This window comes from Roseibium sp. MMSF_3412, assembly GCF_030733265.1.
GTDB lineage: Bacteria > Pseudomonadota > Alphaproteobacteria > Rhizobiales > Stappiaceae > Roseibium.
Window position 1 is genome coordinate 48894 of sequence record NZ_JASHJI010000026.1, and the last position, 15155, is coordinate 64048.

The window sequence follows — 15155 nt, forward strand, 5'->3', positions numbered from 1 at the left end:
ATGAAACATGGCCATTGAGTATCTGAAGCGCGGGAAGCCGGAAGCCGAGCGTTCCGAAGACGATGCCAAGGTCCGCTCCATCGTGGAGGGGACGCTCAAGGAGATCGAAACCCGCGGCGATGCCGCCGTGCGCGAACTGTCCGAGAAATTCGATAACTACGCTCCGTCCTCGTTCCGGCTCAGCGGATCGGAGATAGCGGCCCTGATGAACCAGGTCTCGGCACGCGACATGGAAGACATCAAGTTCGCGCAGGAGCAGGTGCGCAAATTTGCCGAGGCACAACGTGCGTCGATGCTGGATATCGAGGTCGAAACGATGCCGGGCGTCATCCTCGGCCACAAGAATATTCCGGTGCAATCGGTCGGCTGTTATGTACCCGGCGGCAAGTTTCCGATGGTGGCTTCGGCGCACATGTCGGTGGCGACCGCATCGGTGGCGGAGGTGCCGCGCATCATAGCGGCGACGCCGCCGTTCAAGGGCGCGCCAAACCCGGCGGTGATTGCCGCCATGCATCTTGGCGGGGCGCATGAAATATACGTCCTCGGCGGCATTCAGGCGGTTGGCGCGATGGCGATCGGAACCGAGACGATCGATCCAGTGCACATGCTGGTCGGGCCGGGCAATGCCTTTGTTGCAGAAGCCAAGCGTCAGCTGTTCGGCCGTGTCGGTATCGATCTCTTTGCCGGGCCGACGGAAACAATGGTCATCGCCGACGACACTGTGGATGCGGAGATGTGCGCCACCGATCTCCTCGGTCAGGCCGAGCACGGTTACAATTCGCCGGCGGTCCTTGTGACCAATTCCCGAAAACTGGCGACAGAAACGCTTTCTGAAATCGAGCGCCTGCTCAAGATCCTGCCGACAGCCGACACCGCGTCCAAGTCCTGGGAGGACTATGGCGAGGTGATCGTCTGCGACACCTACGATGAAATGCTGGCCGTTGCCGACGATATTGCCTCGGAACATGTCCAGGTCATGACCGACCGGGACGACTGGTTCCTGGAGAACATGACCTGCTACGGCGCCCTGTTCCTGGGCGCGCGCACCAACGTCGCCAATGGTGACAAGGTGATCGGCACCAATCACACGCTGCCAACCAAGAAGGCCGGGCGCTATACAGGCGGGCTCTGGGTCGGCAAGTTCCTGAAAACCCATTCCTATCAGAAGGTTCTGACCGACGAGGCTGCAGCCGAGATCGGCGCGTACTGCTCGCGGCTTTGCATGCTGGAAGGGTTTGTCGGTCATGCCGAACAGGCCAATGTGCGTGTCCGCAGGTATGGCGGCGGCAACGTGCCTTACGGAGAGGCCGCCGAATAGCATGGACAGGCATACCCGGCACAAACAGCTGATCGCGCCGCTCCGGGCGGCCATGTACGACTTTGAGGAGACTTCGGTCCGCAAAACGCTCGCGGACATTTGCACGCCCGATGTCCTGTTCAGGCTGTGCCACCCGTTCGGCGACACCGCCGGAACGGACGCGTTTTACGACAAGGCCTATGCGCCCCTGTTCAGGGCGATCCCGGATCTTGAGAGGCGCGACACCATCGTCATGGCCGGGCCGACACCGGAAGGCAATGACTGGGTCGGCTGCGGCGGCTATTACACGGGCTCCTTCGAAAGACCGTGGCAGGATGTTCCGGCAACAGGCCATCAGGTGGCCATGCGGTTTCACGAGTTCTATCGCTTCGTCGACGGGAAGGTCGTCGAGTTTCAGGCGCTCTGGGATTTACCGGAAGTGATGATGCAGGCAGGTGCCTGGCCAATGGCTCCGAGCCTTGGCCGCGAATGGCATGTACCTGGGCCGGCGACCGAAGACGGGATCGTGCCGGGCCCTTATGACGAGGCTTCGGGCAAAGAGACGTGCCAGCTGATTGTCGATATGCTGGAACACATGAAGCGGCATCCGTCACAGGGCGGGCCCGAGGTGATGGAGATGCCAAAATTCTGGCATCCGCGCATGAGCTGGTACGGGCCGTCGGGAATTGGTACCGGACGCGGGATAAACGGTTTCCGCAAGTGGCACCAGATCCCGTTTTTAAAGGCCATGCCGGATCGCGGCCAATATGTCGATCAGATCGAGTATCACTTCTTCGGCGACCGCAACTATGCCGCTGTCACCGGGTGGCCCGACATGATCCAGTCGGTCACCCATGACGGCTGGATGGGTATTGCGCCGGCGGGCAGGAAAATCACCATGCGCAGCCTCGATTTCTGGCGCGTGGAAAATGGCCTGATCCGTGAAAACTGGGTCATGGTCGACCTTCTCGACGCTTATGCGCAATTGGGTGTTGACGTTTTCAACCGACTTCGCGATTTCAACAAGGCCCGTGTGGGCTTTGACCCGGAAACCGGAGTTGCGCTTCCATGATCGACCTTCCTTCCACTCCCAGCTTTTCCCTTGCAGGCAAAAAAGTGCTTGTTGCCGGAGCGTCTTCAGGCATCGGCCTTGCTTCTGCGGTCGCCTTGGCGGAGGCGGGAGGAGAGGTGGTCCTGGCAGCACGCAGGACGGAGAAGCTCGACGAGGCCGTCGAAGCGATCCGGGCGAAAGGCTTCAAGGCGTCCGCGTTGCAGCTGGATATTGCCGACGTCCTTGAAGTGCAGGTCAGCATCGAGAAACACGGGCCTTTCGACGTCCTGGTCAACAGCGCCGGGCTGGCGCGCCACAGTGCGGCCGTCGACACCACGCCCGAGGATTTCGATGCCGTCATGAACGTCAACGTGCGCGGGGCTTACTTCGTTACGAAATGCGTCGCGAAAGGCCTGATCGCGGCGGGCAGATCCGGGTCGCTGATCAACATGAGCTCGCAGATGGCACATGTCGGGGGCATTGACCGTGCGGTCTACTGTGCGTCGAAATTCGCGGTCGAAGGGTTCACCAAGGCCATGGCGCTCGAGTTCGGACCGCACAAGATCCGGGTCAACACCATCTGCCCGACATTCATTCGCACACCGCTGACCGAGCAGACCTTCGACAATCCGGACCGCGTCCAGTGGATCGAGGAGAAGATCAAGCTTGGCCGTACGGGTGTCGTCGAGGACATCATGGGAGCGGTGCTTTATCTGGCAAGCGATGCCTCCGCTCTGGTCACCGGAACCTCGCTTCTAGTCGATGGAGGTTGGACAGCGGACTGATGCGCTCCGAGAAAGTTACTTCCGTTGACGTTGCCAAAAAGGCCGGTGTCAGCCAGTCGGCAGTCAGCCGTGTGTTCACGCCGGGCGCATCGGTGTCTCCGAAGATGGCGGACAAGGTTCTGAAAGCCGCCGACGAACTCGGTTATCGTCCCAACGTGCTTGCCCGTTCGCTGATCACCGGCCGGTCGAAGATCATTGGCCTTGTCGTCGCCTATCTGGAAAACCAGTTCTACCCGGACGCACTGGAAAAGCTCTCCACGGCGCTGCAGGAACACGGCTATCACATTCTGGTTTTCATGGTCTCCAACGACGATGCCAGCGTCGACAAGGTGATGGGAGAACTGCTGGACTATCAGGTCGACGGCATCATCACGGCGTCAGTCGGAATGTCGAATGCTCTTGCAGCGCGGTGTTCGGCCGCCGGCGTGCCCGTGGTTCTGTTCAACCGTGGCCAGGACGACGAGAGACTGAACCAGGTCACGTCCAACAACCTGGCGGGCGGCCGCAAGATCGCGGAATTCCTGCTGGCCGGAGGACACACAAAAATCGCTCATATTGCAGGTTGGTCCGGGTCTTCCACCGGCCGCGACCGCGAAGCCGGCTTTCGTGCCGGTCTGGCAGCAGCCGGTGTCGAGCCTGTCGCCTGTATCGACGGCATGTACAAGCGCGAGACCGCGGCCGCCGCCGCCCGCGAGCTCTTTTCCGGTAAGGACCGCCCGGACGCGGTCTTCGTCGGCAATGACCACATGGCCTTCGCGGTCATGGACGTGCTGCGTTTCGAACTCAAGCTGGACGTGCCGGGTGATGTTTCGGTCGTCGGTTACGACGACGTACCGCTCGCGTCCTGGCCTGCCTACGACCTGACAACCTTGCGGCAACCCTCGAACCGGATGGTGGAGGCAACGGTCTCCACGCTGCTCGGGTGGATCGAGGAGGGCAGCAACGATGTCCGAAAAATTCAGATAGACGGACCGCTGATGATCCGCGGTTCCGCACGCATACCCCAAGGATGGCCCGATGAAAGGCTTTGACCCTCGCTGGACGGATTTCCCCGATTACATCATCGGGATTACCAGGGAAATCTGGGAAGATCGCAAGATTGCGACCCTGCATCACTACTATTCGGACGACATTGTCGTGCGCTCGCCCGCTTCCGTCGTTGTCGGAAACAAGGGCGTGATCGGCGCGACCATGGCAACGCTCGCCGAGTTTCCTGACAGGACCCTTCTGGGGGAAGATGTGATCTGGTCCGGTTCGCCGGAAGAAGGCATGCTTTCATCTCACAGGATCATATCGACCGCGACACATCTTGGCGACGGCGTCTACGGGGCGGCCAGCGGCAAGAAGCTCCAGTACCGGATCATTGCCGACTGCCACGCCATCAACAACCAGATCAACGATGAATGGCTGATCAGGGACCAGGGCGCGATCGTTCGTCAGATGGGCTGGGATCCGAAGCAATACGCGCTGGATCTGATTGCGCGTGAGGGCGGTCCGGACACCTGTGTTCATCCTTTCACCCCCGCCATCGACAAGCCGGGCCCCTACAAGGGCAAGGGCAACGACAATGAATGGGGCGAACGCTACGCGGATATCCTGTCGCGCATCATGGCGGCGGACATCGCTGTTATCGAGGCCGAATACGACCGGGCCTGCGCGCTGTTTTACCCGGGGGGTGTCAACGGTCACTCGTTTGGTGCCGCCGACCGTTTCTGGATGGGTCTGCGCGCGAGTTTTCCCTCCGCCGACTTCAGGGTCGAGCACCGCATCGGCCGGGACGACCCGCTGATGCCGCCAAGAGCCGCCATTCGCTGGTCGCTGCACGGCAGGCACGACGGCTGGGGTGCTTTTGGCGAGCCGAGCGGGGCCGAGGTTTATGTCATGGGCGCCTCGCATGCCGAATTCGGGCCCTGGGGCCTGCGCCGCGAATACACGCTTTTTGACGAAACGGCGGTCTGGAAACAGATCGCCCTGAAGACCGGATAATTTTTAAGAACAGGTTTGGTTATGAGCCCTGAAGAAATGGAAACCCGGATTGTACGCTACGGAGATCTCAAGCCGTGCCGTACCGCTTTCATCGATGCCCACACGCCAGGATCGGATCAGAAGGAAAACTTCACGATTATCGGCGGCGGTGTCTCCGAAAGCCCGGACCAGCATGTCCACATCAAGGATACGCCGGGTTTCAATATCGGTGCGGCCGGTCAGCCGCCCAAATGCCGCAACTCGCTGCATTCGCATACGACAGCGGAAGTGTTCTTTGTCCTGAAGGGCAGATGGCGGTTCTTCTGGGGGCGCTGGGGAACGGCCGGAGAAGTTGTGCTCGAGGAAGGCGATATTTTCAATATCCCGACTGGCATCTTCCGGGGCTTTGAAAACATCGGCACTGATTACGGAATGATCATGGCGATCCTTGGCGGCGATGACGCCGGTGGCGGGGTGACCTGGGCACCACAGGTTATCGAGGATGCCAGCGACCATGGCCTTGTTCTGGGGCAGAACGGCGTTCTCTACGACAGCAAGAAAGGCCAGGCCCTGCCCGAAGGTGTCAGCCCGATGCCGCTTTTGAGCGACGAGGAACTGAAGGCGTTTCCGGAGCCTGGAAACGATGCAGTCGTGAAAGATTATGTCGCGCGCTACTGGGACATGATGGCGCTCGGGGCCAAGGCACCGTGCCGGGTGATTGGCGAACATGGATTGCTGAAAGATCGTCCCGGCTTCGAAGTCGATTTCCTCACCCGCGGGTCGATCCCCGAGGCGAGCTACAGCCTCTACAGCCACGAGATCCTCATGGTCATGCGGGGCCATTGGAAACTCGGCTGGTGCGGTGGCGAAAAGGTGCTGGCTCCGGGCGATACCTGCGCTGTTCCGCCGGGACTGGAGCACACTCTTGTTCCGTCCATGAGCGGTGAGGCGAGCCTTTTCCGTGTCATGAACACAGACGACCCGGCAGGTCCGACCTGGGTGGGATAACAACAGAACGGGGGTGACCCCGCCGCAGCAGCTGGGAGGACCCATGAGCAAGATCGATGTGACCCATGTCGGCTCGTTGCCGCGCACGCAGGAAGTCGTGGACTTCATCTTTGCCCGCGAAAAAGGCGAGCCGTTTGACCAAGCTTCCTTCGACGCGGCGATGGCATCGGCGGTTTCCGAAACCGTGCGCAAGCAGGTGGACGCCGGGGTGACGATCGTCAGCGACGGCGAGACCTCGAAGATCTCGTACGCCACCTATGTAAAGGACCGGTACACCGGCTTTTCCGGTGACAGCCCCCGCAACGCGCCGGCGGATCTGAAGCTTTATCCGAGCTTTCTGAAACGGATCGCGGAAAGCGGCGGCACGCCCCAATATGCCCGTCCGATGTGCACGGGCGAGGTGCGCTCCAAGGGACAGGGGGAACTGATCAAGGACATCAAGCATCTCAAGGATGCGATGGCGACACACGGCGTGGAAAGCGGATTCATGAATGCCGCTTCACCGGGTGTGATTTCGCTCTTCCTGCAAAATGATCACTATCCGACACGCGAGGCCTATCTGCGGGCGCTGGCCGATGTGATGAAGGACGAATACGAGACGATCGTCGCCGCCGGTCTCGATCTGCAACTGGACTGTCCGGATCTCGCGCTGTCCCGGCACATGCTGTTCACAGACCTGTCGGATGACGAATTCCTGAAGATTGCGGCAAGCCATGTCGATGCGCTCAACCATGCGCTTCAGAATATCGACCCGGCAAAGGTGCGGATCCATATCTGCTGGGGCAACTACGAAGGTCCGCATGTCTGCGACATTTCCATGGACAAGGTCTTTTCGACGCTGATGTCGGCACGCGCGCGCTACGTTCTTTTTGAGACCTCCAACCCGCGCCACGCGCATGAATGGACGGTCTTTCGCGACCGGAAATCGGAAATCCCGGATGACAAGATCCTGGTGCCGGGCGTTGTCGACACGACGACGAATTTCGTTGAACACCCGGAAGTGGTTGCGCAGCGGCTGGACCGCTTCGTTGAGATCGTCGGCATGGACAGGGTGATTGCCGGTTCCGACTGCGGCTTCGGCACATTTGCAGGCTATGGGGCTGTCGACCCGGAGATCGCGTTCGCAAAACTGAAGTCTCTGGCGGACGGGGCTGCAATCGCTGAGGCGCGTGCGTGACACCGCTGGTTCTGCTTCCGGGCATGATGTGCGACGCACGGCTTTACGGGCCGCAGATCGCAGCCCTGTCCGGACGCGTTCCAGTTCATCTCGCACCCATAACGGCGTTTGACACCGTCCAGGCGCTTGCGAGAGACGTTCTTGTGCATGCCCCGCCGTGGTTTGCCCTTGCGGGGCTTTCCATGGGCGGCATCGTTGCGATGGAGATCGTCAGGCAGGCACCGGATCGTGTCTTGCGGCTTGCGCTGCTCGATACCAATCCGCGCGCGGAACTTGACGAGGTCAGGCAGGCCCGCGAACCCCAGATCGCGTCGGTGCGCGCAGGCGGTCTGCACACCGTCATGCGCGACGAGCTCAAACCCAATTACCTGGCCAACGGACCGCGTCGGCAGGATGTGCTGGACATGTGCATGACCATGGCTATGGACCTTGGTCCGGACGTGTTCGAACGGCAGTCCCGCGCCCTGCAGACCCGTCCAGACCAGCAGGCGACTTTGAAATCGGTCGAAGTGCCAACGCTGATCCTTATGGGGAGGGAGGACAGGCTCTGTCCGCTGGACCGGCATGAATTGATGAACGATCTTGTTGCCGGTTCGGAACTGAAGATTATCGAGGGGGCCGGGCATCTGCCGACCCTGGAGCAACCCGAGGCCGTCAACGCGGCTTTCAAGACCTGGCTGGACATGGAATGAACACCGAACTTTTGGACCTTCTGAAATCCGTCGATACGCCGACGGTCTGCAATGCGATTGAAGTGGCCGAGGGCAGGCGGGGCTTCAACCGGTTCACACGCGGAACGATGCTCGCGTCCGATCCCGCTGCCGGGGCCATGGTCGGCTATGCCAGAACCGCCAGGATCTCCGCGCTTGCGCCGCCGACGGAGCCGCCCGATGTCATCAAGGCCCGGCGCATGGATTATTACCGCCACATGTCCGAGGGCCCGCGCCCGGCGCTCGCCGTGGTCGAGGATGTCGACTATCCGAATGCGATCGGCGCCTATTGGGGCGAAATCAACACGACCGTCCACAAGGGACTGGGGCTCTGCGGTGCCCTGACCAACGGCGTGATGCGCGATCTCGGCGATCTGCCGGAAGACTTTCCGGTGGTTGCCGGGTCCGTCGGACCGAGCCACGGCTTCGTTCACGTCAAGGAAATCGGCACGCCGGTGAAGATCTTCGGGCTGGACATTCAGCCAGATGAACTGGTGCATGCCGACCGGCACGGCGCGCTGGTTATCCCTGAGGACGTGATACCGGCACTCGCGGCTGCAATCGGTAAATTGCTTGAGACCGAAAAGCTTGTTCTTGAACCGGCGCGTCAGCCCGGCTTCGATTTCGAAAAATTCCAGGAAGCCTGGGCGGCTTTCGAAAAGGCCAGAACCTGAATTTGCAGCAGGAGGCTTGCCTCAAAAGACGAGCGCGGACGTGTCGGCGCGTCCGTTCGGTTTTACCGCTGTCAACGCTTTCGGAAGTTGCTCGTGCTATGTTTAGGGCACGTGGCCGCATCCTGTTTGCGTGATCTCCTGTTGCATTTCAGCGAAAAATAGTATACCGCCGCATACAATTCATTTTGCCCGGCTTCCGGCGCCTGATGAGAGGCCGCGCCGAAGCCTCAAGAAACCCCAGTTCCCGAGGACGCTCATGAGCCTTTACACAGCCTACCTTGAAGAAATCGAAAGCCGCAAAGAGCAGGGCCTGCATCCCAAGCCGATCGACGATGGCGCACTCGTGAGTGAGCTCATCGCGCAGATCAAGGATGCTGGCAATGCGCACAGGCAGGATTCCCTCAAGTTTTTCATCTACAACACGCTTCCCGGAACGACGAGTGCTGCAGGCGAAAAGGCGCGCTTCCTGAAAGAGATCATCATTGGCGACGCCCCGGTTGAGGAGATCTCACCCGCATTCGCATTCGAGCTTCTGTCTCACATGAAGGGCGGGCCCTCTGTCGAGGTGCTTCTCGACCTGGCGCTTGGCGACGATGCGTCGACAGCACAGGCGGCTGCCGAGGTGCTGAAGACGCAGGTGTTCCTTTACGAGGCCGATACGGACCGCATCAAGGAAGCGTTTGCTGCCGGCAACGCAATCGCGAAAGACATCCTGGAAAGCTACTCCGAGGCCGAGTTCTTCACCAAGCTTCCGGACGTCGACGAGGAGATCAAGGTCGTTACCTTTATCGCCGCTGAAGGCGACATTTCCACCGACCTTCTGTCGCCGGGCAACCAGGCCCACTCCCGCGCCGACCGGGAACTGCATGGCAAGTGCATGATCTCGGAACGGGCGCAGCAGGAGATCCAGGCGCTGAAGCTTCAGCATCCGGACAAGCAGGTGATGCTGATCGCCGAAAAGGGCACCATGGGTGTCGGCTCCTCGCGCATGTCGGGCGTCAACAACGTCGCCCTTTGGACGGGCAAGCAGGCCAGCCCCTACGTGCCTTTCGTCAACTACGCCCCGATCGTTGCCGGTACGAACGGCATTTCGCCGATCTTCCTGACCACCGTCGGCGTAACGGGCGGTATCGGCGTCGACCTGAAGAACTGGGTCAAGAAGCTGGACGAGGACGGCAACCCGATCCTGAACAATGACGGCAACCCGGTTCTGGAACAGAAATACTCGGTGGAGACGGGAACGGTCCTGACTATCAACACCAAGAGCAAGAAGCTGCTAAACGAAGCCGGCGATGAAGAACACGCCGACCTGAGTTCTTCCTTCTCGCCGCAGAAGCTTGAATTCATCAAGGCCGGTGGCTCCTACGCAATCGTCTTTGGCAAGAAGCTGCAGAGCTTTGCCTGCGAGACGCTCGGGATCGAACTGAAATCCGCCTTTGCAGCCTCCAAGGAAATCACCCACGAAGGGCAGGGCCTGACCGCCGTTGAAAAGATCTTCAACGCCAATGCACGCGGCGTGACACCGGGCACCGTCCTGCACGCCGGGTCCGACGTCCGGGTCAAGGTCAACATCGTCGGGTCGCAGGACACGACGGGCCTGATGACCTCGCAGGAGCTCGAGGCGATGGCCGCGACGGTTCTGTCGCCGAGTGTCGACGGTGCCTATCAGTCCGGCTGTCACACGGCATCGGTCTGGGACCTGAAGGCGCAGGCCAACACGCCGAAGCTGATGGCTTTCATGCACAAGTTCGGTCTTGTCACGGCGCGCGATCCGAAGGGCGTCTACCATTCCATGACGGACGTCATTCACAAGGTGCTGAACGACATCACCGTGGATGACTGGGCAATCATCATCGGCGGCGACAGCCACACGCGGATGTCCAAGGGCGTGGCGTTCGGTGCCGATTCCGGCACCGTTGCGCTTGCTCTTGCGACCGGCGAGGCGACCATGCCGATCCCCGAGTCCGTGAAGGTCACCTTCAAGGGGGCCATGGCCGATCACATGGATTTCCGCGACGTGGTCCATGCGACCCAGGCGCAGATGCTGAAGCAGTTCGGCGACAACGTCTTCCAGGGCCGTATCATCGAGGTGCATATCGGCACGCTGCTGGCCGACCAGGCCTTCACCTTCACCGACTGGACCGCAGAGATGAAGGCCAAGGCCTCCATCTGCATCTCCGAGGACGAGACCCTGATCGAATCGCTGGAAATCGCGAAGCACCGCATCCAGATCATGATCGAGAAGGGCATGGACAATGACGCGCAGATGCTGCAGGGCCTGATCGATATCGCCGAGAAGCGGATCGCGGAAATCAGGTCCGGTGAGAAGCCCGCGCTCGCGCCTGACGGCAACGCCAAGTACTTTGCGGAAGTCGTCGTCGACCTCGACGAGATCAACGAGCCGATGATCGCCGACCCGGACGTGAACAACGCCGATGTCTCCAAGCGCTATACACACGACACCATCCGTCCGATTTCGCATTACCGGGCGGAGAAGAAGGTCGATCTCGGCTTCGTCGGATCCTGCATGGTGCACAAGGGAGACGTGAAAATCGTTGCCCAGATGCTGCGCAATCTGGAGAAAGCCTCCGGCAGCGTCGAATTCAACGCTCCGCTCGTCGTGGCGGCTCCGACCTACAACATCATCGATGAGCTGAAGGAAGAAGGCGACTGGGCCGTTTTGCAAAAATATTCCGGCTTCGAATTCGACGACACGGCGCCGAAGAACATCGCACGCACCGAGTACGAGAATATCCTCTATCTGGAGCGGCCCGGCTGTAACCTTTGCATGGGCAACCAGGAAAAGGCCGCCAAGGGCGACACCGTGCTTGCCACGTCGACGCGCCTGTTCAAGGGGCGTGTTGTCGAGGATTCCGATGACAAGAAGGGCGAATCGCTGCTGGCCTCGACGCCGGTCGTGGTCCTGTCCGCCATTCTCGGCCGGACACCGACCATCGATGAGTACAAGACGGCGGTTGAAGGCATCGACCTCACCAAGTTCGCCCCGCCACTGCAGAAGCCGCTCGACACCCAGTCGGTCCACTTCTAGGGCGATCACGCTCGATAGTGAGCGTGTGGTTCGACTGCAAAGACACCATGCCCGGCGCGGAGGTTCTTCGTGCCGGGTGTTTTTATGCCCGGTCGCGCCGGTAGCTGCTTTGGGCAGCACGTCGCGGCCTGGCAACGCTCAGGTGTCGTTTGCGCTCTTGCAGCGAGAAGCAATTGATTTAAAGGGGAGAAACTGGTGCCGGCAGCAGGATTCGAACCCGCGACCCCGAGATTACAAATCACGTGCTCTACCAGCTGAGCTATACCGGCGCCGGGGATGGCTTCTACCAGATTGGACGCGCTTGTCCATGGGGGAAACGAAAAAAACGGCAAGTCAGCTAAAAAATTCCTGCAAGCCTTTCTAAAGTCTGCCGGAATCGTCTGTCCGCTGTGGATAATCACATTGCCGCGTACAGGCCGAAGACCTGTGTCCGCTCTTGCTCTCAGTGGGCCAGGGCGAGGTTCTTTGGGCGTTCCTGAAAGTCGTTTGTGCGCTGGCCGGTCACAGAGTGTGGCGTCAGAGGCCCATCTTCATGCGGGCGACATAGAGCGACAGGACGGCGGCGTTGGAGACGTTGAGCGAACGGATCTCGCCGGGCATGTCGAGCCGGGCGAGAAGGCCGCAAGCCTCGCGCACACCCTGGCGGACGCCTTTTCCTTCCGAACCCAGAACCAGCACCGTTTTGTCGGTAAAGGCCGTGTCCTCGAGACTGGCGGGACCGTCGCTGTCGAGCGCGATGCAGCCGAAGCCCTTGTCCTTCATCTCAGCCACAAACCTTGCCATGTTCTTCACGCGCACATGCTTGATCATGTCGAGGGCACCGGAGGCCGACTTTGCCAGCACCGGGCCTTCTTCGGGCGCGTGGCGCTCGGTTGTGACGACGGCGTCGGCGTCAAGAGCAACGGCGGATCTGAGGATTGCGCCGACATTGTGCGGGTCGGTGACCTGATCGAGGGCCAGCACCAGCCGCGCGCCTTCAAGGTGTTCCGCGCCGTATGCGGGCAGAGGATCGGCTTCCAGGATCATGCCCTGGTGGACGGCGTCCCTCGTGACCATCCTGTCGAGCGCGCGCGGCATCATGGTCTCGACCGGCACATCGATCTTCACGCCGCGTTCCATGAGGCGATTCTGGGCGTTCTCCGTGGCAAAAAGCTTCAGCCGTTTGCGGTCCTTGTTGGCGAACGCGGCCTCGACCGTGTGCAGGCCATACAAAAGGACGGGACCTTCCGGCGGCAGACCGGGTCTGCGGGGCGCGGGTTTTCCGCCAGTCTTCTTCTTGTAGAAAGGCTTTTGACCCGAACGCGGTCCGGGGTGGCCAGTTTTGGAGTTATCCGTCATGGCGATTGCTGTAGCGGCAAATTTGGCGGAGGGGAAGGGCGCATGTCCTCTTCTTTATGCGCACGGCGCGAAACAGTTCCTGCCGTCCCGGCCTTGAGCCGGGACCCGTGCCATCGCTGCGAATGGCCCCGGATCGGGTCCGGGGCGGCAAAGAAGAGAGGTTTTCGACCCTTGGCGCGAGTGCGGTTCGCGCTTCGAACAGCGAGTCAATGTCTGGGAACAGGTCAGCTTTTCGGTTTTGTCTTCAAGACGGCCTCAGGATCATGCAGCTCACCGTACCGTGGGCGATCAGCTTGCCGTCCGCGTTTCTGAGATCGCCTTCGGAAGTGGCCAGGCGCGAGCCGCGATGGACGATCCGGCCTTCGCAGATGACTTCGCCGCTCGTTGCCTGAAGCGGGCGGACCATGTTCACGTTGAGCGAGGTGGTCGTATAGAACTCGCCCGGCTTCAAGGTGGTGTGGACCGCGCAGCTCAGCGCCGTATCGATCAGCGTTGAAATCCAGCCGCCGTGGACGGTTCCGAGCGGGTTGAGAAACTGCTTCGCCGGAAGACCGGTGAAGACGGCGCGACCTTCCTCAAATTCCTTCATTCTTATATTGGAGTGGATCATGATCGGCGGGGCAGGCAGGTCGCCCGCCATCATAAGCCTGAAAATGTCGAGCCCGGTCATCTCCGAAAAGGCCGTTTTCGGCAGAGCACCGATCTCGTGGGTCTTGCCGTTTTCGGTGATCGTGTCCGTGTTGCTCATCGGATATCCTTCAGTCAGAAGCGTTCAGTTGGTTTGGTCAACGTTTGGCGTGGCCTTGGCGTCGTTGTCTTCCAGAATGTGGACGGCCTTGCGCAGGGCGGACATGTGAGCGCGCACCGCTTCAGCCCCTTCAGGGCCGAGCATGCCTGTCAGTTCCTCCTGCGCGCGCTGCCAGGCCTGGTGAATTTCAATGACCTTCTCTTCGCCTGCCGGGGTCAGTACGGGCAAAACGGTTCGCCCTGCGGTTTCGCGCCGGCGGATCAGTCCGGCGGCTTCCAGCGGGCGCAGGTTGCGCGCGAGCGTCGAGCGGTCAATGCCGAGATAGCGGGCGATTGCGGAGGCGGACGGCGCGGTGCCATCGGCTATAACGGCGAGGAGCTGTGCCTGGGTCAGTTCCAGGCCGAGCCCGGCCATGGCGCGGTTGTAATGACGTGTCAGCAGATTCGCCGTGCGCCGGGCCGCGTGGCCGAAGCAGGTTCTGCCCATCTCGGCAAAGTCGATGGCTTTCAGGTCGGATGACATGTGTTGTAGGTACAACAAAATGAGAGGCGTCACAACTTGAAAGCGCGTGCGGCGGCCCCTGAAAGGGGGCGGGCACGCGATGCGGTGCGGAAAATTCCGTTTCGGGCGGCGCCGGTGAGTTGTCCACAGGCAGGGGCGATTCTCGGCTTAGCCTGAGGAAATGCATCGGCAAATGGTGACATTGGAGGGCCGGGCAGGCACTCTTGGAAACACGGTAACCGAAGTGAACGCCAGCGTTCGAAGCACCTGTTTCGAACGTCTTCCCGATTTTGTGCATTTCTTTGCAAAATCAGCGTTGACAGGGCAGGTCGTCATCTGCATAACACGCGCCACGGGATTGCTCGCCCCTTTCGGGCGGGTTCTCCGGTAAGCCATCCTGATCGCTTCGGCGTGAAGCAGGACGAGATGGAGGAGTGCCCGAGTGGCTAAAGGGGACGGACTGTAAATCCGTTGGCTATGCCTACGTTGGTTCGAATCCAACCTCCTCCACCATCGTACCTGTTTCTCTCGTTGTGCGGGTGTAGCTCAATGGTAGAGCAGCAGCCTTCCAAGCTGACGACGAGGGTTCGATTCCCTTCACCCGCTCCATCATGGGGCATACCGGAGTGTCCGGAACGGAAGGCTCTTTCGCCCGGAAATCCTGACATAAGTTCTACGGGAAGCAATTCGACGCTCGCGGATCTGTCCAAGGCGCCGGAGGGCGTCCCGCCTCGAGCCTGTATCGACCGAACCGAGTATTGGACAGAGAGCGACGCCGATGGCGAAGGAAAAATTTGAGCGCAACAAGCCGCACGTTAACATTGGCACGATTGGCCACGTTGACCACGGCAA

The 15155-nt window shown here is 60.6% G+C and carries 13 protein-coding genes and 3 tRNA genes; 12 read left to right on the forward strand and 4 right to left on the reverse strand.

Going from position 1 to position 15155, the window contains the following annotated elements; genetic code table 11:
• Positions 1-7: 7 nt before the first annotated feature.
• From hisD to RBB49_RS28045, 10 genes are all read left to right on the forward strand, one after another.
• Entirely contained in the window at positions 8-1318 is a 1311-nt protein-coding gene (gene hisD / locus RBB49_RS28000; protein ID WP_306146273.1) for a histidinol dehydrogenase, read from the forward strand.
• A 1-nt stretch (position 1319) separates the two neighbouring features.
• The gene (locus RBB49_RS28005; RefSeq protein ID WP_306146274.1) at positions 1320-2369 is read left to right on the forward strand and encodes an ester cyclase; all 1050 of its coding nucleotides are present in this window, start codon (positions 1320-1322) and stop codon (positions 2367-2369) included.
• On the forward strand, positions 2366-3133 hold the full coding sequence (locus RBB49_RS28010; RefSeq protein WP_306146275.1) for an SDR family NAD(P)-dependent oxidoreductase: 768 nt from the start codon (positions 2366-2368) through the stop codon (positions 3131-3133). Before RBB49_RS28005 ends, RBB49_RS28010 begins: the two co-directional genes overlap by 4 nt.
• Entirely contained in the window at positions 3133-4164 is a 1032-nt protein-coding gene (locus RBB49_RS28015) for a LacI family DNA-binding transcriptional regulator (protein WP_306146276.1), read from the forward strand. The genes RBB49_RS28010 and RBB49_RS28015 overlap by 1 nt, the downstream gene beginning before the upstream one ends.
• Complete coding sequence (locus RBB49_RS28020; RefSeq protein ID WP_306146277.1) at positions 4151-5119, forward strand: ester cyclase; 969 nt, start codon at positions 4151-4153, stop codon at positions 5117-5119. Before RBB49_RS28015 ends, RBB49_RS28020 begins: the two co-directional genes overlap by 14 nt.
• A gap of 21 nt (positions 5120-5140) precedes the next feature.
• A complete protein-coding gene (locus RBB49_RS28025) occupies positions 5141-6106 on the forward strand; it encodes a cupin domain-containing protein (RefSeq protein WP_306146278.1) in 966 nt (321 codons plus the stop codon).
• Between the two features lie 43 nt (positions 6107-6149).
• Positions 6150-7283: a cobalamin-independent methionine synthase II family protein gene (locus RBB49_RS28030; protein ID WP_306146279.1), complete on the forward strand. Its 1134-nt coding sequence runs from the start codon at positions 6150-6152 to the stop codon at positions 7281-7283.
• Positions 7280-7975, forward strand: coding sequence for an alpha/beta fold hydrolase (locus tag RBB49_RS28035; RefSeq protein ID WP_306146280.1), 696 nt, complete (start codon positions 7280-7282; stop codon positions 7973-7975). The genes RBB49_RS28030 and RBB49_RS28035 overlap by 4 nt, the downstream gene beginning before the upstream one ends.
• Complete coding sequence (locus tag RBB49_RS28040; RefSeq protein ID WP_306146281.1) at positions 7972-8667, forward strand: RraA family protein; 696 nt, start codon at positions 7972-7974, stop codon at positions 8665-8667. Before RBB49_RS28035 ends, RBB49_RS28040 begins: the two co-directional genes overlap by 4 nt.
• A 256-nt stretch (positions 8668-8923) precedes the next feature.
• Positions 8924-11716, forward strand: coding sequence for a bifunctional aconitate hydratase 2/2-methylisocitrate dehydratase (locus RBB49_RS28045; RefSeq protein ID WP_306146282.1), 2793 nt, complete (start codon positions 8924-8926; stop codon positions 11714-11716).
• Between the two features lie 193 nt (positions 11717-11909).
• Here RBB49_RS28045 and RBB49_RS28050 read toward each other — a convergent pair.
• From RBB49_RS28050 to RBB49_RS28065, 4 genes are all read right to left on the reverse strand, one after another.
• Positions 11910-11985: transfer RNA gene (locus RBB49_RS28050), tRNA-Thr, on the reverse strand.
• A 247-nt stretch (positions 11986-12232) separates the two neighbouring features.
• Positions 12233-13054 carry an RNA methyltransferase gene (locus RBB49_RS28055; RefSeq protein WP_306146283.1) on the reverse strand — a complete coding sequence of 274 codons (822 nt, stop codon included), beginning with the start codon at positions 13052-13054 and terminating at the stop codon, positions 12233-12235.
• A gap of 244 nt (positions 13055-13298) precedes the next feature.
• Positions 13299-13802, reverse strand: a complete 504-nt coding sequence (locus tag RBB49_RS28060; protein WP_306146284.1) for a PaaI family thioesterase — start codon at positions 13800-13802, stop codon at positions 13299-13301.
• 24 nt (positions 13803-13826) lie between these two features.
• Positions 13827-14324: a MarR family winged helix-turn-helix transcriptional regulator gene (locus tag RBB49_RS28065; protein ID WP_306146285.1), complete on the reverse strand. Its 498-nt coding sequence runs from the start codon at positions 14322-14324 to the stop codon at positions 13827-13829.
• Positions 14325-14731: 407 nt separating this feature from the next.
• On the opposite strand from RBB49_RS28065, the gene RBB49_RS28070 reads away from it, so the two are divergent.
• Together RBB49_RS28070 and RBB49_RS28075 are read left to right on the forward strand one after the other, a co-directional pair.
• Positions 14732-14816 (forward strand) — tRNA-Tyr (locus RBB49_RS28070).
• Between the two features lie 22 nt (positions 14817-14838).
• Positions 14839-14912 (forward strand) — tRNA-Gly (locus RBB49_RS28075).
• Positions 14913-15155 lie beyond the last annotated feature (243 nt).

Excerpts from the sequence above, each read along its gene's own strand:
- hisD (WP_306146273.1), top strand. The coding sequence starts at position 8 with ATGGCCATTGAGTATCTGAAGCGCGGGAAGCCGGAAGCCGAGCGTTCC.
- RBB49_RS28005 (WP_306146274.1), top strand. The coding sequence starts at position 1,320 with ATGGACAGGCATACCCGGCACAAACAGCTGATCGCGCCGCTCCGGGCG.
- RBB49_RS28010 (WP_306146275.1), top strand. The coding sequence starts at position 2,366 with ATGATCGACCTTCCTTCCACTCCCAGCTTTTCCCTTGCAGGCAAAAAA.
- RBB49_RS28015 (WP_306146276.1), top strand. The coding sequence starts at position 3,133 with ATGCGCTCCGAGAAAGTTACTTCCGTTGACGTTGCCAAAAAGGCCGGT.
- RBB49_RS28020 (WP_306146277.1), top strand. The coding sequence starts at position 4,151 with ATGAAAGGCTTTGACCCTCGCTGGACGGATTTCCCCGATTACATCATC.
- RBB49_RS28025 (WP_306146278.1), top strand. The coding sequence starts at position 5,141 with ATGAGCCCTGAAGAAATGGAAACCCGGATTGTACGCTACGGAGATCTC.
- RBB49_RS28030 (WP_306146279.1), top strand. The coding sequence starts at position 6,150 with ATGAGCAAGATCGATGTGACCCATGTCGGCTCGTTGCCGCGCACGCAG.
- RBB49_RS28040 (WP_306146281.1), top strand. The coding sequence starts at position 7,972 with ATGAACACCGAACTTTTGGACCTTCTGAAATCCGTCGATACGCCGACG.
- RBB49_RS28045 (WP_306146282.1), top strand. The coding sequence starts at position 8,924 with ATGAGCCTTTACACAGCCTACCTTGAAGAAATCGAAAGCCGCAAAGAG.
- RBB49_RS28055 (WP_306146283.1), bottom strand. The coding sequence starts at position 13,054 with ATGACGGATAACTCCAAAACTGGCCACCCCGGACCGCGTTCGGGTCAA.
- RBB49_RS28060 (WP_306146284.1), bottom strand. The coding sequence starts at position 13,802 with ATGAGCAACACGGACACGATCACCGAAAACGGCAAGACCCACGAGATC.
- RBB49_RS28065 (WP_306146285.1), bottom strand. The coding sequence starts at position 14,324 with ATGTCATCCGACCTGAAAGCCATCGACTTTGCCGAGATGGGCAGAACC.